Below are 18,884 nucleotides of genomic sequence, written 5' to 3'. Positions count from 1 at the left end.
GGTCTCGCCGCTCTCTCCCGGCTGCCCCGGCTGCCCCGGCGTCCCGCGCGACGCCGCCCGCCGCGCCAACGCCCGCCGCAGCAGCGGCCGTACGGCCTCGCCCACCGCCAGCGCCATCAGCAGATACAGCAGCAGCGCCAACCACAGATAGCCGGGCCATGCCAGCACCCGCTGCAGCGTGAAGGGCACGTCGCTGCGCCCCACGACGACGTTGACGACCGTCACCACCGGCAGCACGACGGCCAGCACCGTCCCCGTACGGCGCCAGACTCCGCCCGGCGCGGAGACGTCCCGTACGAGCCGCCGCCACAGATACCAGTGCGCGAACCCCATCAGCACGAACACCGTCAGTGCGATGACCGCGAAAGCACCGGCCATGGTCGGCCACCCCCTCTTACTCTCCGGGTCTGCCCCGAAGAGCCCTCAGCCCCCGGAAACCGATGACGCCGATCGCCGTGCCGAGCAGGAACGACACGATGGCGAGCAGCAGATGGACCCAAAAGTAACCGGTCGGTTCACCGGCGTCGTCGAATGCGAGTCCGCTGCTGTCCTTCCAGAGGTTCTTGGCGAAGGTGATCCACACGAACCAGGACCAGACCCCGAAGGCCAGCAGAAACCAGGAGACCGGACGGCTCAGCGAGAGAGGGCGCCGGGACGGGGACGTGCCCGCGGACTGACTCATGGCTCAAGTATGGCTGTCGGGCTAACGCGATAACCCGGGAGGGGCCAACTGACCGGCTTCACGGGGGACCGCGATGTCCACAAGTGTTCGACGGGCATGTAATTTCGCCCTGTGCCGACTTCCTCACTCAGGGCCGTCCGTCAGCCCGCGACAGCCGCAGCCGCTCTGTCCCTCGCGCTCCTCGTCCCTCTCTCGCTCAGCGGCACCGCCCACGCGGCGTCCCCCGGCGGCCCGCCCGCCGGCATGCGGCCCGGCGCCGTGGCGGACGACGGCAAGGATCCGGAACCGCCCGCCCATATGTCGACCGTCGGCGGCAAGGCGCTCGGCTCGCCCGGTACGCAGATGAAGGCCAAGCCCGGGAAGAAGCCGCCCGAGATCCCGGACGACATCACCGCGCGCTCCTGGATCGTCTCCGACGCCGAGTCCGGCGAGGTGCTGGCCGCGCACAACGCCCACTGGAAGTTGCCGCCCGCCAGCACCCTGAAGATGCTCTTCGCCGACACCGTGCTGCCGAAGTTCCCGAAGACGAAGACGCACGAGGTCAAGGCGTCCGACATGGAGGGCATGGGCGAGGGCAGCAGCCTCGTCGGCGTGAAGGAGGACCAGACGTACAGCGTCCGCGATCTGTGGCGCGGCGTCTTCCTGCGCTCCGGCAACGACGCGGTGCACGTGCTCGCCGCGATGAACGGCGGCAAGCCCAAGACGGTGCGCGAGATGAACACTCAGGCCGAGCGGATGCGCGCCGGGGACACCAACGTCGTCAGCCCCGACGGCTACGACAGGAAGGGCCAGGTCTCCTCCGCGTACGACCTGACGCTCTTCGCCCGCTCCGGCATGCAGAACGCCGACTTCCGCGAGTACGCCTCGACGGCCCGCGCCCAGTTCCCCGGCGAGGAGAAGAAGGGCAAGAAGGGGAAGAAGGGCAAGCGCGAGACGTACGAGATCCAGAACACCAACCGGCTGCTGACGGGCGACATCGGCCTCGACCCGTACCCGGGCATCGCCGGCGTGAAGAACGGCTCGACGACGAACGCCGGCGCCACCTTCACCGGCATCGCCCAGCACGGCGACCGTGTGCTGCTGGTGACGGCCATGCACCCGGACGACGAGCAGGGCGGTCTGGAGGTCTACAAGGAGACCGCGAAGCTCTTCGACTGGGGCTTCGACGCGGCGGAGAAGGTCGAGCCGGTCGGGCAGCTCGTCGCGCCGGCCGGTGAGGGCGCCTCGGGCAAGTCCGGCGACAAGGCGGACCGGAAGAACGCCGCGGGACGCTCCGGCGCCGGCGCCGCCGACGACGGGGGCGGTTCGGGCGGCGCCGGCGTCGCGCTCGGCATCATCGCCGCCTGTCTCGTACTGGTGGCGGCGGTGGCGTACGCGGTGCACCGCCGGTGGCCGATCCCGGATCTGGCACGGCTGCGCCGGATTCCGTTCGGACACGGCTCGGGGCCCGGCGGCTCCGCCACCGAGTCCGGCTCCGCCACCGAGTCCGGCTCCGCCACCGGCACCGGCACCGCGGCTAGCTCCCGCTCCGATTCCGGCTCCGATTCCGGCTCCGGCTCCGATTCCGGCTCTGGTCCTGACTCTGGCTCCGGCTCTGATCCGGCTCCGAAGGAGGCCGCGGGGAGCGAGACGTCCGGTTCGGGTCCGGCCCGGGTCGGGGATCCGGACTGACGGTCGGCTCGTCTTCCTCGTCCAGTACGGGAGCGGCGCGTTCGGTCTCCACGGTCTCCGGCGCGCCGTTTCCCAGTGCGTCGATCTCCTCGATCGGTTTGAGGGTGCGCTCCGTGGCCGTCCACGAGGTGCAGAAGAGCATCAGCTTCGCCATGAAGCTGATCCACAGCAGCAGCGCGATGGGCGTACCGAACGCCCCGTAGACGCTCTTCGTCGCGACGCCCTGTAGATATCCGCCCAGCAGCAGCTTGAGCAGTTCGAAGCCGAGGGCGCCCATCGTGCAGGCCAGCACCGTCGCGCGGCGGGGCGGACGGACGCGGGGCAGGACCGTCAGCACGTACCACAGCAGGGCGAAGTCCGCGGTGACGGCGGCCGCGTACCCGGCGACGGTCAGCAGGACCGAGCCGATGCCGTGTTCGCGGATGCCGACCTGCGCCGCGGCCCAGCTCACGGCGGAGACGGCGAACGCGGAACCGGCCAGCGAGACGAGCCCGACCGCCCCGAGCCCCGCCAGCGTCCCGAGATCCTTGAGCTTCAGCAGCACCGGATTGCCCGGGTCCTCCTCCAGGTCCCACAGGGCGCGCAGGCTCTCGCGGAGCGTGCCGACCCAGTTGACGCCGGTGACGACCAGCAGCGAACCGGCGATGAGCCCGATCGTCCCCGCGTTGTCCGCGAGCGACTCCAGGTTCAACTCCGCCGAGATCCCGGGGACTTGACGGTCGATCGTGTGCTGCACGGTCCGCATCCGCTCCGGCGTCAGCAGGGAGGCGCCGACGGCGGCGAAGACCGCGAGCATGGGGAAGAGGGAGATGAAGCTCGTGAACGTGATGGACGCGGCGTGCCGCGCCCACTTGTGCTCGTCCAGGTGCCGGTAGACGCGCCAGACGCGGGTACGGAAGAACCACGCGGCCAGGGGCCCGATCACCGGCAGCTTCGTCAGCCACTCCATGATCGGCGGTTACCCACTGCGCGGCCGCTCATCCGGCCGCGGGTCCGTGACCTGCGCCGCGATACGGGCCGTAGCGGCACCGGGAGCGTCGGCGTTGTCAGTACTGTCAGTGCCGTCAGCGCAGCGGCGCGAAGGAGTCCGGCGAGCCCGCGCCGTCCTCGCAGACCGGGAAGGGCTGCGGAACCTGCCGGGGCACCCCGGAGACCGACAACGGTGTCTCCTCGCCCGACCCGAACGAGAACTTCCGCTTGAGTCGCCACACCAGGTCGGCGCCCTGCTCGTACAGCGCGAAGCCCGTGGCCGTCCAGGACGCCTCGAAGCCCGCCAGCTCCTCCTGCGCCCGGTCCATCGACTCCTCGGAGATGCCGTGCGCCACCGTGACGTGCGGGTGGTACGGGAAGGCCAGCTCGCGCGCGACCGGACCCTCCGGCGCCCGCACCTGCTCCTGGAGCCACGAGCACGGTGCCGCACCCTCCGTCAGCCGTACGAAGACGACGGGGGAGAGCGGCCGGAAGGTGTCCGTGCCCGACAGACGCAGCGTGAAGGGACGGCCCGCCGCGGCGACCCGTGCCAGATGCGACTCGATACGGGGCCGCTCCGCCGGATCGGCCTCCGTCGGCGGAAGCAGGGTGATGTGCGTGGGGATGCCGTGAGCCGCCGGGTCGCCGAAGCTCGCACGCCGCTGCTGGAGCAGACTGCCGTGCGGCTCGGGGACGGCGATCGATACGCCGAGCGTGACGGTCCCCACCTCGTGCTCCTCCCTGCTCGAAGGCCGGTGCCCGGCCCGCTGTCTTGGATTGTGCGCTGTGAGCTGCATGTCGTCGTGCTGTCCCGGTCGAGGTCTGCGGCCGTGCCCCGGCCGGTGTGCGTGTGCGGCCGGCGCGGTCAGTGCTTGCCGGGCAGCAGGCCCACCTTGTCGTAGGCCTGCGCCAGCGTCTCCGCGGCGACGGACCGTGCCTTCTCCGCGCCTTCCGCCAGCAGCGAGTCCAGCGTCTCGGGATCGTCCAGGTATTCGCGCGTGCGGGCGCTGAACGGGGCGGCCCACTCGCTGACGACCTCGGCCAGGTCCGTCTTCAGCGCACCGTAACCCTTGCCCGCGTACTTCTGCTCCACTTCCGCGACGGTGACGTCCGTGAGCGTCGCGAGGATCGTCAGCAGATTGCTCACGCCCGGCTTCTGCTCGGGGTCGAAGCGGATCTCGCTGCCGGTGTCCGTCACCGCGCTCTTGATCTTCTTCGCCGACGCCTTCGGGTCGTCGAGCAGGTCGATGATGCCCTTCGGCGAGGACGAGGACTTGCTCATCTTGACCGTCGGGTCCTGGAGATCGAAGATCTTCGCCGTCTCGCGCAGGATGTAGGGCTCGGGGACGGTGAAGGTCTCCCCGTAGCGGCCGTTGAAGCGCTCCGCGATGTTCCGCGTCAGCTCGATGTGCTGGCGCTGGTCCTCTCCGACGGGGACCTGGTCGGCCTGGTACAGCAGGATGTCCGCGACCTGGAGGATCGGGTACGTGAAGAGGCCCACGGAGGTGCGGTCGGCCCCGTGCCGCGAGGACTTGTCCTTGAACTGCGTCATGCGGGACGCCTCGCCGAAGCCCGTCATGCACTCCATCACCCAGCTCAACTGGGCGTGTTCGGGCACGTGGCTCTGGACGAAGAGCGTGCAGCGCTCCGGGTCGAGGCCGGTGGCCAGGAGCTGTGCGGCGGCGAGGCGGGTGTTGGCCCGCAGCTCCCGCGGGTCCTGGGGGAGCGTCAGCGCGTGCAGGTCGACGACCATGTAGAAGGCGTCGTGGGTCTCCTGCAACGCGACCCACTGACGGACGGCGCCCAGGTAGTTGCCCATGTGGAACGAGCCCGAGGTGGGCTGGATGCCGGAGAGTACACGCGGACGGTCATTGGCCATGCGCCCATTGTCTCAGGTCCCCCGGGGCGGGCGTGCACGGTTGTGCAGTGAGCTGAGGCACCGTGTCGGCGCCGTGCGCCGCCTCCGCGCGGTGGCCGCGTCCGCGTGCGCCGGATCGGCGCCCCGTGGCCTCCGGCGGGTCCGGCGGCGTCCGGCCGGAACCCGTACCGGCGCGACAGTTTCTTCCGCATCCCCGGGGTGGACGATAGAAAGAGGCAGCCCTCCGCGCCGACACGGGACGACGTGCGAAGAGCGGGAGGCGCCGCGGGATGACACGAGACGAACGGAGACCCCGGATGTCCACCTCGGAAAGGCTGATCGCCGCCTCCGAAGCGCGTAGCGCCCACAATTACCACCCCCTGCCCGTCGTCGTCGCCTCCGCCGAGGGCGCCTGGGTGACCGACGCCGACGGACGGCGCTATCTCGACATGCTCGCCGGCTACTCGGCGCTCAACTTCGGCCACCGCAACCAGCGGCTCATCGATGCGGCCAAGGCGCAGTTGGACCGGGTGACGCTCACCTCGCGTGCCTTCTACCACGACCGCTTCGGGGACTTCTGCGAACAGCTCGCCGAGCTGTGCGGCATGGAGATGGTCCTGCCCATGAACACGGGCGCGGAGGCCGTGGAGACGGCCGTGAAGACCGCCCGGAAGTGGGGTTACCGGAGCAAGGGCGTACGCGACGGGCAGGCGAAGATCATCGTCGCGGACAACAACTTCCACGGGCGTACGACGACGATCGTCTCCTTCTCCACCGACGCCGAGGCACGGGCCGACTTCGGTCCGTACACCCCCGGGTTCGAGATCGTTCCCTACGGGGATCTGGCCGCCCTGGAGGCCGCCGTCGACGACGACACGGTCGCCGTTCTGCTGGAGCCCATCCAGGGCGAGGCGGGCGTGCTCGTGCCGCCGGCCGGCTATCTGACGGGCGTACGCGAGCTGACGCGGCGGCGGAACGTGCTGATGATCGCGGACGAGATCCAGTCCGGGCTGGGGCGCACCGGTGCGACCTTCGCGTGCGAGCACGAGGGCGTGCACCCCGACATGTACGTGCTGGGCAAGGCGCTCGGCGGCGGTGTCGTGCCGGTCTCCGCGGTGGTCTCCTCGCGGGAGGTGCTCGGCGTCTTCCGGCCCGGCGAGCACGGGTCGACCTTCGGCGGCAATCCGCTGGCGTGCGCGGTCGCGCTGGAGGTGATCGCGATGCTGCGCACCGGCGAGTACCAGCAGCGGGCGAAGGAGCTGGGCGAGCACCTCCACCACGAGCTGGGCGTCCTGGCCGGCAAGGGCGGCGCCGTACGGGAGGTGCGCGGGCGCGGTCTGTGGGCCGGTGTGGACGTCGACCCGGCGCACGGCAGCGGCCGGGAGCTGTCGGAGAAGCTGATGGCCCAGGGCGTGCTGGTCAAGGACACACACGGTTCGACGATCCGTATCGCGCCGCCGCTGGTGGTGACGAAGGAGGACCTCGACTGGGGGCTGGAGCAGCTCGACGCGGTGCTGCGCGGCTGACGGCCCGACGCCGCACGGTCTGACAGCGCACGGCCGACGGGTGTGCGCCGTACGGCAGTTGACGTACGGCGCACACCNAGTTGACGTACGGCGCACACCCGTCGGTGGCATCATGCCGGGGGGACAGGACGACACGGCGGCAGCACGACAGGGCACGTCGGGTGTCGGGGAGGGGAGACCAGGGTGGAGGGCCACGAGGGCGCCGGTACGCACAACAGCGCCACGGGGGGCCACATTCACGGTTCCCTCCTTCAGGCCGCTTTCATATCGATCGGTACGCTCAAATGCGAGCGGCGGGCGCGTCCGCGCCCGCGTCAAGTGCCGCTGCCGAACAGCTGGTTCGTCAAGCGCCAAGAAGAACTCCGGGAGTTGGAGAAGCTCTGCGCGGAGACCGACGTGCGCGTCTCGGCGAGTCTCGCAGTGGTAAGCGGTCTGAGCGGCGTCGGGAAGAGCCAGTTGGTCTGGCACTGGGCCGCACTGCAGTCGTGCTTCACGGACGGTCAGCTCTACATCGACCTGGCGGACGTACGGCGTGACGGCGGGGTCGACGTCGCAGCGGTGCTGGAGATGTGGCTGCGGGCGCTGGGCCAGGACAAGAGCGAGATCGGGAGTTTGCCGGGCGAGCGGGCGGCCGCCTTCCGTACGGTCACCGCGGGACTCCGGCTGCTCGTCGTCATCGACAACGCTCAGCAGGCCGCGGAGGTCCGGCCCCTCATCCCGGCGGGGGGCGTGGTCGTGATCACCAGCCGTCGGCCGATACCGGGGCTGACGATGGACGGCGCCCGGTCCGTGCCGGTGGGGCCGCTGACGGCCGAGGCCAGTGTCGAACTCTTCCGCGGCTGTCTGGACGCCGAACGCGGAGGACACCCCGCACTCGCCGAACTGGCCGACCTCTGCGCCGGGTTGCCCCTCGCTCTGCGGGCCGTGGGCACGCGGTTGCTAGAGCGGCCGCAGCAGAACGTCCCCGACCTTCTGGCCGAACTCCGCGACGAAGAGCGGCGGTTGGACATCCTGGACGGTGAACCGGACGGTGAGGGGGTCACGATGTCGGCCGCGCTCGACTCCGCGTACGACGGCCTCCCGGAGCACAGCCGCGCCGCGCTGCGGATGCTGGGCGTCTTCCCCGGGGTGACGTTCACGCCCGAACTCCTGGAGCATGCGGGGCTGTCGGGGATGGACGGGGCGTTGGCGGGCCTGCTGACAGGGCAGTTGGCCGTACGGGCCGGTGCCTTCGCCGCCGGGAGCGAGTCGGCGCAGGCCCGTTACCGGCTGCACGATCTCGTACGGCTGCATGCGCGGCGCCGGGCCGCGGGCGAGGTCGACTCCGGTGAACGGCAGCGGCTGCTGGGCGAGTTCGTCGACTTCTATGTGGACAGGACCGCCGCGGCGGACCGTGCGGTGCTCCATCGGCGCTACCGGATCAGCGGCCTCTCCCCGCGTGCGCACTTCGCGGACTCGGCCACCGCCCTGGACTGGCTGCACGCCGAGCGGGCCAACATCCTCGATGTGCTGAGCGCCGCGCACGAGGCCGGTCTCCACGACCCGGTGTGGCGGATATGCGAGTCGCTGTGGGCCTTCGACCACACCACGAAATACTTCGACGACTGGATCGCCTCCCACAGGCTGGGCATCGAGTCGGCGCAGTGGGAGGGCCGTACGGCGGCGGAGAGCCGGCTCCGCAACCAGCTCGCCCGCGCGTACATGGAGACAGGCGACCACGACCGGGCCGAGGAAGAACTCGGCCGTGCGGCCGAGCTGTTGGGATTCGTCGACGAGCCCGTGCTGTCCGGAGTGATCTGGGAGACGGAGGGGCTGCTGCGGCTCGCACGCAAGCAACCCGGCGAGGCCGTCGAGCTGTTCACCGCCGCCCGGGAGGCCAACGAACGGGCGGAGGACGCACACGGCGTCATCGTGCAGAGCTACCGACTGGGGCAGGCGCTGCTGCAGGCCGGGCGGGCGCAGGAGGCCGAGACGCTGCTGACGGAGGCGCTGGCAGGCGCCGTCCGTACGTCCGACGACCCGATGCGCTCTCGTATCGGCATCGTCCAGGGACAGGTCCAACGGGCCCTGGGGAACGTCGAGGAGGCCGCGCGGCAGACGGTGAACGCGGCGCACTGGGCCGCGTGGCTCCGCCAACGGGCCAAGCTGAAGCAGGCGTTGACGTCGCTCGGCGAACTCGCCGGTGACGTGGCGGACCAGGATCTGGCGGCGGGATGGCGGCGGCGCATCGCGGAGCTGCGGCAGGATCTGGACGCCGTGGACGCCGTGGACGACGAGGTCGACGTAGTCGACGAGGACGGTGCCGACGGCCGGGACGGTGCGGGCGCCGCGGATACCGGGGGCGAACCGGGCGGCGGACAGCGGTAGTTGGTGGCCGGGCGGAGACACCCGACGCCGCCGCCCGCACCTCTCACTTACCCGCTCACTCCTCGCCGGTGAAGCGCACCCGGACCTCGTGATCGCCCGTACGGATGGTCAACTCCCCGCCGAGACGGCCCACATGGGGAGTCATCAGCCACTGGCAGAGCGCGGATCCCAGCAGCACGGGATCGAGCCGCGGTGTGGGCATGCCGAACTCCCGTTGTGTGTACGCCTCCAGCCACCGTCCGCCCGGCAGCCGTCCGTCCTCGCGCAGCAGCACGAGGTGACGGTCCTCCTCCAGCGCGGCGACGACGACGCTCAACCCGGGGAGTTCGCGGGCGCGTTGCTCGGCCCAGGCGCGCGCGGGGACCTCGCTCTCGGCGACCGTCCGTACGACGACGTCCGCGCTCTGCCGCAACTCCGTCCTGGTCTCCTCGTCCGTCACGGCGAGGAATCCCCGCGCCTCCCGGGCCCGGTCCCGGCCGGGATGCGGGACGTGGGGGAAGCGCCGTATCCCGACCGTCCCGTCGCCGGTCACGGTGCCCACCACGTCGAAGGTCTGCGGGCCGCGCTCCGTGTGCGGTTCTGGTTCCGGTACGGGCCTCGGCGGCGGCGGCTCGGACGGGACCTGGATCCCGCGATGCGCCAGACGGCCGCAGAGCAGGTCGCGCACGATCCGCCCGGAGTCGCCGAGCGGCTGTACCTGGTCGTCGAACGCCGCCTGCGAGACCGCGGGATCGTAGGTCGCGGCGATGCTCAAGAGCTGTTCGTACAGGTCCCGTCGGGGATCGAGCCGCGGAGCGTCCCGGGTGAATGCGGCCGTCGGCGACGCCGGGTCCAGCTCGTCCAGACCGTCCGCCGCCAGCAGGGTCGGCAGGCCCAGCGCGGCGCCGTAGAACGTCGTCGACCCGTGGTCCCCCACGATCCAGTCCGCGGCGATCAGCGCAGCCCGCCAGCCCTCCTGGGGAGGCAGCACGGCCAGCCCCGCGTCCAGGGCCGGGCCGAGCCGGTAGCGGACGCCGTGCGGATCGTGCCAGGCCCACACGTTGGGGTGCGAGACGAGGACGACGCGGAACTCGTCGACGGGCAGCTCGGCCACCAGCCGCAGGAGGAGGTCGGGACAGCGGCCCAGCAGCGAGTGCTCACGCCAGGTGCTGTTGACCACCACCAGCTTCCGGCCGTCCACCGCGCCGAGCCTGCGGCGGTAGCGGTCACGCAGCGGCAGGCTCTGCCGAGTCCGTTGGTGGGCGGGGTCTCCGACGACCTCGGTGTACGGAAGGGCCTCCGGACAGGAGACGGCCAGCCGTGGGCGCTGTCCCTCGTGCGACAGGCAGATCACGTCGGGTACGACGGCGCCGTCGTACGTCAGCTCCGCCCGGGAGAGTCCGGCGGGTGAGGTGGTGTCGCCGGTGGAGCGCGCGACGAGCCGGTTGTAGCCCGCCCCGTGGGGGAGCACCACCAGCGGTGCCTCCAGTACGTGCATGGAGCTGTGCACCGCGCACGCGACCGCGAGATCGAAGTGCGCGTGCTGTGCCTCGGCCCAGGAGAGGACGTGGCGTTCGCCGCTGACCGACAGCAGATAGTCCTCCAGCCCCGCCGAGAAGTCGGAGCCGGGGTTGACCGTGTACCAGATCTCGACGCCGCGTACGTCGCGCAGCAGCGAGAGCACGTCGTGCAGCCGGGTCGCCGACGTCAGGTTCCGTGCCACTCCCAGCACCCGGGCCTTGACCTCCCAGGTGCCCGACCCGTCCTGCTCATCCCGCGCGTCCCGCTCGTCCCGGTGCGGAGATGCGGGGGGTCCGTGTGACGGAGAACTCACTGTGCGCTCCCGAACTACGGGACGGGACAGAGCGGATGAGGCGAAGCCGTGTACGCCGCTGATGGTACTGAACGCCCCGCGGGCACCGGCCCGGAGCCGCCGGGCCGCCCCTCGCTCCCGGTCCGTCCGGTCCGCCCCGTCCGCCCGTCACACTCCGTCGTCCAGCAGCTTCAGCACACGCGCCCAGCCGTCCTTGCGCGCCTCCTGGTCCGAGCCCGCGGTAGCGGTGACAGCGCCGTTGGCGCCGCCCTCCTGGCCGGGCTGGCCGTAGGGGAACCAGTTCACGTGGTGGCCCGCCCCGGGGTAGGCGATCTGCTGGTGGCTCCTGCCGGAGGAGTTGTGCTGCGCCGCGATCGCGCGGGCCGCCTGCGCGGAGCCCCACATCTTGTCGTTGCCGCCCGCGATCGCGAGCACCGTGCCGCGTACGTGGTCCAGCCGGATGGGCCCCGCCGGGATGGGACGCCCGTGCTCGGCCCAGGCGGCGCGGCCCGAAGGACCCGCCAGATAGGGGCCGTTGACGACCTCGGAGGGCGCGTACGCGATGACGTCCCGTACGACGGACGGATGGCGCTGGCCCAGGAGCTGTGCGATCTCGCTGCCGCGCGAGTTGCCCATCACGGCCAGTCGCCGGGGGTCGGCGCCCGGCTCCTTGCCCAGGACGCGCGCGGCGCGCAGGAAGTAGCCCGTGTCGATCATGTTGATCGCGTCGGGACGGCCCGAGCCCTTGCCGCAGCGGAAGTAGCACAGCGACAGCGCCGGATGGCCGCGCGCCGCCAGCAACGCCGCAGCGTACTCACCGGAGTTGCCGCCCTCCGAGCCGCCGAAGACCAGCACGGGGGCGCGGCGGTGCTTGCCCGGCGGCGGGGTGTACATCTCCCCGTCGATGCGGTTCTTCGCGACGGTGAGCTTGCGGTGCCGCACCGTCTTCGTCAGCCACTGCCGGGTGATGGAGCGGTCCGCGAGCTGTTTGCCGTGCTTGGTGACGGTCAGCCGCAGCCCGTACGCGCGCTTCTCGGCCGGGGACGGCGGGTGGTACGAGAACGCGTCGCCGCTGCCGATCATCCGTACGCCCCGGCCCGCCGTCGGCAGCATCGCGCCGAGCAGCCCCGTGCTGTCCGCCTTCGTGTACGGGCGGCCGCCGCGCGGGGCCTGCCGGTCGAGGTCGATGCGGCCCTGTGCGTCCGCCGTGAACCGGCCGCTGGCGCGCCACGGTTGGCCGCTGCGGTCGACCGCCTGCGCGGCGACGGTGACGCGGTCGTGCGCGCCGAGGCCGCCGATGCGTACCTTCACGTCCTGGTCGGCGAGGGCGACGGGGTGGTCGACGTGGATCGCCGCGTGGTCGTCGTCCGCCGGCTTGCGGGCGTCGTCCGAGCCGCCACCGCCGGAGCACGCCGCCGTGGCGGCCAGCATCGCCACCACGGCGACGCCGGTCCGTGCTTTCGGGATACGTCTCATCCGGGGCACCCTACGCACCCCCTGCCGCGTGCACGGAACCGGAGAACTCTCCCGGCTGGAAATCCCCGGTGAAATCCGCCACCCTTTCGCGCATGCTGCCCGCAGAGCGTGACTTCTATTTAACGCAGAGCGTCCACAGTGATCCCGGTATGGCCGCCAGGCTCGCGGAGTTGCCCACGGGCCCCGACGAACTGGCCCTTCTCGTACGGCACTTGCTCATACACCGGGAGGAGGCGGGACGTTACGGCTGCGCCCTGCCCGACTCCCGCTACCGCTCCGAAGCCGAAACCCGCTACATCGACGACATCCTGGACATCGTCGTCCGGCTCGACGGCGCACCGCTCACCGCGCCCCGCCGTCCCCTCGACCGCTTCGCCGGCACCTGCCGCGACTTCGCCCTGCTGCACTGCGCGCTGCTGCGCCACACCGGGACGCCCGCGCGCATCCGCTGCGGCTACGCCACCTACTTCGCCGAGGGCTTCCACGACGACCACTGGATCACCGAGTACGCGCACCCCGAGCGCGGCTGGGTCCTCAGCGACCCGCAGATGGTGCCGGACACCCGCATCGAGCAGCCGTACACCCTGGACTTCGACCCGCTCGACGTGCCCCGCGACCGCTTCCTGGTCGCCGGTGAGGGCTGGCGGCGCTGCCGCGAAGGAGAGGCCGACCCGAAGACGTTCGGGGTCAGCGTGCTGGGGCTGATGGGCGGCTGGATGGTGCGTGCCAACGTCGTACGCGACCTCGCCGCGCTCAACCGGGACGAGGTGCTGCCCTGGGACGCCTGGGGCGTCGGCGACGGCGGCAAGGACGGCGCCGAGGAGCCCGGCGAGGAGGAGCTCGCGCTGCTGGACGAGGCGGCGCGGGTGACCGTCGCCGCGGACTTCGACGAGGTACGCGCGCTCTACCGGGACAGCCCGGGGCTGCGGGTGCCGGCGACGGTGACCTCGTACCAGTCCTTCGAGGGGGAGTGCGAGGTGCGGCTGCGCGGCCCGAGGGATTCCGAGGGCTGAGGCGCCGTGAGTGCGGCGCGGCGCCTCAGATCGTCGCCGCGTCGGTTCTCCGTCGTCGCTCCGTCGCCGCGGCGACGGCGACGCACGGCACGACGGCTGCGGGGGTGACAGCCGCCGCGCCGGCGAAGTCGCCGCCGCAGCACGGGAGTCGGCGGGTCAGCCCGCCTGTGCCGTCTCGTACAGCGTCTTCGCGTCCTCCCCGAAGTACGGGCCGAACATCGTGTCCGGCAGGAAGGTGTAGCCGAAGCTGTTCACCGACGACTGCAGGCCCTTGCCCGTCTTCTCGTCGAACTCCGTGAACCAGGGACCGCCGCTGGAGCCGCCCGTCATGTTGCACGAGAGGCCGTGGTCCTTGGTGAGCAGCACGTCCTGGAAGGTCGTGCCGCTGCAGTAGATCAGCTTCTCGCCGTCGTACGGATCGGCTGCGGGGAAGCCGAAGGAGTACATCTCGGTGTTGTAGTCGGCGTTGAAGGACAGGCCCTGGCCGCCGACGACGTCCGTCAGCTTCTTGCCGTCCAGCGGGTCGACCACCGCGGCGCCGACGTCGAAGTTCATGTCCTCGTCGGCCTCCCACTGCGGGGTGGTCAGCGTCTCGGCCGCCGCCCACTTGCCGTGCGGGGCCTCGCCGTCGTGGTAGCCGGGCACGAAGACCCAGTCGGTGTGCCAGGCGCCCTGGTACTTCACACAGTGGCCGGCCGTGATGACCGTACTGCCGTTGTCGCTGGTGACCGCGTCGCCGGAGCACGAGGCGTCCCGGTCGCCCATCTTGAAGAACACCCGGCCCGTGGTCTTCTCCACGTCACCGCCGCCGGACCAGGGCCCGCCGGCCTCGGGCAGCGCCTTCGCGCCGTCCTGCGAGCCGAGGGGCGGGACCGTCAACTCCTCGCCACGGGGCACGGCTTGGCCCGCCCGCTGCACGGCGCGGGCCCCGAGGTCGAGCAGATCCTCGACGGGGGTGGCGGCACGCATCCGGTCGGCCGTCCACACACCGGCGGCCCGTGCCTGCGCGCTCTCGGCCACGGTCTGGGAGACCGGCGAGGCGGGAGGCGCGCCGCCCGAGTCGGCGCTCGCGGGGGTGGTCTGGAGCGCGAGGCCGAGGAGGGCGCCAACGGCCATCAGGGCGCCGGCGCCCCGGCGCATACGTCGTGTGCGTCTCACGCGTACTCCTTCTGCTGGGATGGGGCAGATGAGTGGTGCGGTATGACGTGCCTGTTGCGTGGTGCGTCGATAGCGTGCCCCGAAATCGCCCCGGACGAACGGGAGTCGGGGCACCGGCACGACGAAGCGCCCGGGGCGTGGCCCCGGGCGCCGTCGTATGCGCTCGCGGACGGGCGCGGGCGCGCGCCCCTCCCGTATCTCTGCCCGTACCTCTGGGGCGTCCCCCGCTCAGAAGCGCCGCGTGATCAGCGCGCGCTTGACCTCCTGGATCGCCTTGGTCACCTCGATGCCGCGGGGGCAAGCGTCGGTGCAGTTGAACGTCGTACGGCAACGCCACACGCCGTCCTTGTCGTTGAGGATCTCCAGCCGCTGCTCGCCCGCCTCGTCACGGCTGTCGAAGATGAAGCGGTGCGCGTTGACGATCGCCGCCGGGCCGAAGTACTGGCCGTCGTTCCAGAACACCGGGCACGAACTCGTGCACGCGGCGCACAGGATGCACTTGGTGGTGTCGTCGAACCGCTCCCGGTCCTCCGCCGACTGCAGCCGCTCGCGCGTCGGTTCGTTGCCGCTGGTGACGAGGAAGGGCATGACGTCCCGGTACGCCTGGAAGAACGGCTCCATGTCGACGACGAGGTCCTTCAGCACCGTGAGGCCCTTTATCGCCTCGACGAGAATCGGCTTGGCGCCCTTGCCGTCCTTGATCGCCGTTATGTCCTTGACCAGCGTCTTGCACGCCAGCCGGTTGCGGCCGTTGATGCGCATCGCGTCCGAGCCGCAGATGCCGTGCGCGCACGAGCGCCGGAAGGTCAGCGTCCCGTCCTGCTCCCACTTGATCCGGTGGAGCGCGTCCAGGACGCGGTCCTTGGGATCGATGTCGAGCGTGAAGTCCTCCCACGCGCTCTCCGCCGAGACCTCGGGGTTGAAGCGCCGGATCCGGAAGGTGACGGTGACCAGGTGCGAGGCCGCCGGCTCCGAACCGGCCGCGGACTGGTCGGAGGTGTCGATGACTGCGGTGCTCATCAGTACTTACGCTCCATCGGCTGGTAGCGGGTCTGCACGACCGGCTTGTAGTCCAGCCGGATCGACTCGGTGCCGTCGGCGCCCACTTCGCGGTACGCCATGGTGTGCCGCATGAAGTTGACGTCGTCGCGGTTGGGGAAGTCCTCGCGGTAGTGGCCGCCGCGGGACTCCTTGCGGGCCAGCGCGGAGACGGCCGTCACCTCGGCCAGATCGAGCAGGTTGCCCAGCTCGATGGCCTCCAGCAGATCGGTGTTGAAGCGCTTCCCCTTGTCCTGGACGCTGATGTTCCGGTAGCGCTTGCGGAGTTCGGCGATCTCCTCGACCGCCTCCTTCAGCGTCTGCTCGCTGCGGAAGACCATGACGTTCTTGTCCATGCACTCCTGCAGCGACTTGCGGATGTCGACCACCCGCTCGTTGCCCGTCGCGTCGCGCAGGTTCTCCACCTCGCCCTCGACGAACGCGGCCGGGTTCTCCGGGAGTTCGGTGAAGTCGGCGGTGGCCGCGTACGCGGCGGCGGCGATTCCCGCGCGCCGTCCGAAGACGTTGATGTCCAGCAGCGAGTTGGTGCCGAGCCGGTTCGCGCCGTGCACGGAGACGCAGGCGACCTCGCCCGCCGCGTACAGGCCCGGCACCGGCGTGCTGTTGTCGGCGAGCACCTGGCCCTGGACGTTGGTGGGCATGCCGCCCATCGCGTAGTGCGCCGTCGGCTGGATCGGCACCGGGTCGGTGTACGGCTCGATGCCCAGGTACGTCCGCGCGAACTCGGTGATGTCCGGGAGCTTGGCGTCCAGTTGCTCGGGCGGCAGGTGCGTCAGGTCGAGGTAGACGTGGTCCTTGTCCGCGCCGCAGCCGCGGCCCTCGCGGATCTCGGTGTAGATCGCTCGGGAGACGACGTCACGGGAGGCGAGGTCCTTCATCACCGGCGCGTACTTCTCCATGAAGCGCTCGCCGTCCTTGTTGCGCAGGATGCCGCCCTCGCCGCGGGCGCCCTCGGTGAGCAGGATGCCCATCTTCCAGATGCCCGTCGGGTGGAACTGGAAGAACTCCATGTCCTCCAGCGGCAGTCCGCGCCGGAACGCCGCCGCCTGACCGTCGCCGGTGAGGGTGTGCGCGTTCGACGTGACCTTGAAGAACTTGCCGTTGCCGCCCGAGGCGAAGACGACCGCCTTCGCCTGGAAGATGTGGATCTCGCCGGTGGCCAGCTCGTACGCGACGACGCCGGCGGTCTTGCGTACCCCGTCCACCTCGTTCATGAGCAGGTCCAGGACGTAGAACTCGTTGAAGAACTCCACGCCCTCCTTCACGCAGTTCTGGTACAGCGTCTGAAGGATCATGTGGCCCGTGCGGTCCGCCGCGTAGCAGGACCGGCGCACCGGGGCCTCGCCGTGGTTGCGGCTGTGACCGCCGAAGCGGCGCTGGTCGATGGTGCCGTTCGGGGTGCGGTTGAACGGCAGGCCCATCTTCTCCAGGTCGAGGACGGAGTCGATGGCCTCCTTCGCCAGGATCTCGGCGGCGTCCTGGTCGACCAGGTAGTCGCCGCCCTTGATCGTGTCGAAGGTGTGCCACTCCCAGTTGTCCTCCTCGACGTTGGCGAGGGCCGCGGCCATGCCGCCCTGGGCGGCGCCGGTGTGGGAGCGGGTCGGGTAGAGCTTCGTCAGTACGGCGGTGCGGCTGCGCTTGGTGGCCTCGATGGCCGCCCGCATGCCCGCGCCGCCGGCCCCGACGATCACGGTCTCGTACTTGTGGATCTTCATTGGGTCACCTCAGCCCGTACGTGCGTCAGCGGATGTTCGGGTCGAAGGTGAAGATCACCAGCGTGCCCAGCAGGACGGTGAAGACGGTGGCCGTGTACAGCAGCATCTTCAGCCACAGGCGGGCGCCGTCCCGCTCCGCGTAGTCGTTGATGACGGTCCGCAGGCCGTTCGCGCCGTGCAGCATCGCCAGCCACAGCATCAGCAGGTCCCAGACCTGCCAGAACGGCGAGGCCCAGCGGCCCGCGACGAACGCGAAGCTGACCTTGGTCACACCGCCGTCCAGCACGAGCTGGATCAGCAGGTGCCCCAGGACGAGCACGACGAGGAGGATGCCGGACAGCCGCATGAACAGCCATCCGTAGAGCTCGAAGTTGGTGCGGGTCGCCTTCGGCGTCCGGGCGGTACGGGCACGGGGCGGGACGATCAGCGGCGCCGGGTTGTCCACGCCGTAGCGGCCGGTGCCCTCGGCGCCGTCGCTCCCGGAGGGTGCGTTCGCGGTCTCGGTCGGCATGGTCATCAGCTCCCGGCCAGCGCGTGGAGGGTGTGCCGGAGGACGGGGTAGAAGGCGCCGATCATCAGAACGCCCCAGATGCCCATGACGGTCCACAGCATCTGCTTCTGGTACCTCGGGCCCTTGGACCAGAAGTCCACGGCGACGACCCGCAGGCCGTTGAGCGCGTGGAAGAGGACCGCGGCCACGAGGCCGTATTCCATGAGGTTGACGATCGGCGTCTTGTAGATCGCGACCGTCTCGTCGTACGTCTCGGGCGAGACGCGGACGAGCGCGGTGTCCAGCACGTGCACGAACAGGAAGAAGAAGATGAGGACACCGGTGACTCGATGAGCCACCCACGACCACATGCCTTCCCGGCCGCGGTACAGCGTTCCAGCCGGCACGGAAAAAACCCCTCCGGGTGCGGATGTCAGAGCCGGCCGCCATCTTCGGCTGAGAGTGCAGCGGTGTCGGTCGGGCTCGGCCGGGTACGGACCACCGGCCGGGAGCCATCGTAGCGACGCTTTGTCGGCACATCGGCCTCGGGAGGGGCGGATGTGATCAATCAGGCAGTGCCGCCCGTCGGCGGAGACCCGCTGGCAGGGCGTCTGTTGAGGCGTTGTTGCGGCGCGGTTTCGGTGCGGTGTCAGTGGGCGCCGGTGCCGCCCGCGACGAGTCGCAGCAGCCGCCCGCGGGCGAGCCGCCGCAACTCCTCGGCCACCAACGGACGTTCCTCTTCCGGGTCGTGGCCCAGCCGGGTGCGGACACCGGCGAGTGCCTGGTCGAGCCGCTCGCCCGGCTCGTACTCGTCGAGGCAGACGAGGAAGACGTGCCCGAAGCGGTGCTCGTACGCGGCGTGGGCCGCCCGCAGCGCGGTGTGCGCGGCGAGGACCCCGCGGTGGTCGTGCCCGTGCGGGCCGGGCGAGGGCAGCAGGGGCGACTCGGGGGCCAGCGCCTCGGCGAGATCCGCGGGCGTCATGTCGTAGCAGGCCTCGTCGAGCGCGGCCAGCAACGCGTCCCGGTCCGGGTACGGACGGCACGCGGCGACGCGGGCCGCCCAGCGGGTGCTGGCGCAGCAGCGCAGCAGCAGGGCGGCGGCCTGCTC

15 protein-coding genes and 2 pseudogenes are annotated in these 18,884 nt (G+C 70.9%); 4 read left to right on the top strand and 13 right to left on the bottom strand.

Features of this window, described 5'->3' with window-relative positions; translation table 11 throughout:
• Positions 1-378 (bottom strand): annotated as a pseudogene (locus AN218_RS36480) (metallophosphoesterase); the annotation flags it as partial.
• A gap of 16 nt (positions 379-394) precedes the next feature.
• On the bottom strand, positions 395-682 hold the full coding sequence (locus AN218_RS07335) for an SCO4848 family membrane protein (protein ID WP_070015949.1): 288 nt from the start codon (positions 680-682) through the stop codon (positions 395-397).
• Positions 683-793: 111 nt separating this feature from the next.
• Between AN218_RS07335 and AN218_RS34245 the strand changes: the two genes are divergently transcribed.
• Positions 794-2,353, top strand: coding sequence for a D-alanyl-D-alanine carboxypeptidase family protein (locus AN218_RS34245; RefSeq protein WP_420855946.1), 1,560 nt, complete (start codon positions 794-796; stop codon positions 2,351-2,353).
• Between the two features lie 172 nt (positions 2,354-2,525).
• Here the strand turns inward: AN218_RS34245 and AN218_RS37965 are convergent.
• The 3 genes and pseudogenes from AN218_RS37965 to trpS all read right to left on the bottom strand — a co-directional run.
• A pseudogene (locus AN218_RS37965) lies at positions 2,526-3,302 on the bottom strand (YihY/virulence factor BrkB family protein); the annotation flags it as partial.
• A gap of 115 nt (positions 3,303-3,417) precedes the next feature.
• The gene (locus tag AN218_RS07325; protein ID WP_070015947.1) at positions 3,418-4,050 is read right to left on the bottom strand and encodes a 2'-5' RNA ligase family protein; all 633 of its coding nucleotides are present in this window, start codon (positions 4,048-4,050) and stop codon (positions 3,418-3,420) included.
• 137 nt (positions 4,051-4,187) lie between these two features.
• Positions 4,188-5,201, bottom strand: coding sequence for a tryptophan--tRNA ligase (gene trpS / locus AN218_RS07320; RefSeq protein WP_070015946.1), 1,014 nt, complete (start codon positions 5,199-5,201; stop codon positions 4,188-4,190).
• A 296-nt stretch (positions 5,202-5,497) separates the two neighbouring features.
• Here trpS and rocD point away from each other — a divergent pair, with 296 nt between their 5' ends.
• Together rocD and AN218_RS07310 are read left to right on the top strand one after the other, a co-directional pair.
• Entirely contained in the window at positions 5,498-6,706 is a 1,209-nt protein-coding gene (gene rocD / locus AN218_RS07315) for an ornithine--oxo-acid transaminase (RefSeq protein ID WP_070015945.1), read from the top strand.
• Positions 6,707-7,024: 318 nt separating this feature from the next.
• Positions 7,025-9,073 (top strand): hypothetical protein, encoded by a 2,049-nt coding sequence (locus tag AN218_RS07310; RefSeq protein WP_141747497.1) that lies wholly within the window; start codon positions 7,025-7,027, stop codon positions 9,071-9,073.
• Positions 9,074-9,128: 55 nt separating this feature from the next.
• Here AN218_RS07310 and AN218_RS07305 read toward each other — a convergent pair whose 3' ends face one another.
• Together AN218_RS07305 and AN218_RS07300 are read right to left on the bottom strand one after the other, a co-directional pair.
• A complete protein-coding gene (locus tag AN218_RS07305; protein WP_171908625.1) occupies positions 9,129-10,886 on the bottom strand; it encodes a hypothetical protein in 1,758 nt (585 codons plus the stop codon).
• A 147-nt stretch (positions 10,887-11,033) separates the two neighbouring features.
• Positions 11,034-12,341 carry an acyl-CoA thioesterase/BAAT N-terminal domain-containing protein gene (locus AN218_RS07300; protein WP_070015942.1) on the bottom strand — a complete coding sequence of 436 codons (1,308 nt, stop codon included), beginning with the start codon at positions 12,339-12,341 and terminating at the stop codon, positions 11,034-11,036.
• A gap of 92 nt (positions 12,342-12,433) precedes the next feature.
• On the opposite strand from AN218_RS07300, the gene AN218_RS07295 reads away from it, so the two are divergent.
• Complete coding sequence (locus AN218_RS07295; protein ID WP_070015941.1) at positions 12,434-13,354, top strand: transglutaminase domain-containing protein; 921 nt, start codon at positions 12,434-12,436, stop codon at positions 13,352-13,354.
• A gap of 156 nt (positions 13,355-13,510) precedes the next feature.
• Here AN218_RS07295 and AN218_RS07290 read toward each other — a convergent pair whose 3' ends face one another.
• The 6 genes from AN218_RS07290 to AN218_RS07265 all read right to left on the bottom strand — a co-directional run.
• On the bottom strand, positions 13,511-14,470 hold the full coding sequence (locus AN218_RS07290; protein WP_420855947.1) for a trypsin-like serine peptidase: 960 nt from the start codon (positions 14,468-14,470) through the stop codon (positions 13,511-13,513).
• A 270-nt stretch (positions 14,471-14,740) separates the two neighbouring features.
• On the bottom strand, positions 14,741-15,532 hold the full coding sequence (locus AN218_RS07285; RefSeq protein WP_070015939.1) for a succinate dehydrogenase iron-sulfur subunit: 792 nt from the start codon (positions 15,530-15,532) through the stop codon (positions 14,741-14,743).
• Complete coding sequence (gene sdhA / locus AN218_RS07280) at positions 15,532-17,286, bottom strand: succinate dehydrogenase flavoprotein subunit (RefSeq protein WP_070015938.1); 1,755 nt, start codon at positions 17,284-17,286, stop codon at positions 15,532-15,534. The genes AN218_RS07285 and sdhA overlap by 1 nt, the downstream gene beginning before the upstream one ends.
• 25 nt (positions 17,287-17,311) lie before the next feature.
• The gene (locus tag AN218_RS07275) at positions 17,312-17,797 is read right to left on the bottom strand and encodes a succinate dehydrogenase hydrophobic membrane anchor subunit (protein ID WP_070015951.1); all 486 of its coding nucleotides are present in this window, start codon (positions 17,795-17,797) and stop codon (positions 17,312-17,314) included.
• Between the two features lie 5 nt (positions 17,798-17,802).
• Positions 17,803-18,183, bottom strand: a complete 381-nt coding sequence (gene sdhC, locus AN218_RS07270) for a succinate dehydrogenase, cytochrome b556 subunit (RefSeq protein ID WP_079131904.1) — start codon at positions 18,181-18,183, stop codon at positions 17,803-17,805.
• A gap of 242 nt (positions 18,184-18,425) precedes the next feature.
• Positions 18,426-18,884 (bottom strand): 2-oxo-4-hydroxy-4-carboxy-5-ureidoimidazoline decarboxylase (locus tag AN218_RS07265; protein ID WP_275936958.1); only part of this gene is annotated, 459 nt, incomplete at its 5' end.

Source organism: Streptomyces nanshensis, from assembly GCF_001751255.1.
Lineage (GTDB): Bacteria > Actinomycetota > Actinomycetes > Streptomycetales > Streptomycetaceae > Streptomyces > Streptomyces nanshensis_A.
The sequence above is the reverse complement of the archived record's forward strand: the minus strand, read 5'-3'. Positions and strand labels throughout refer to the sequence as shown.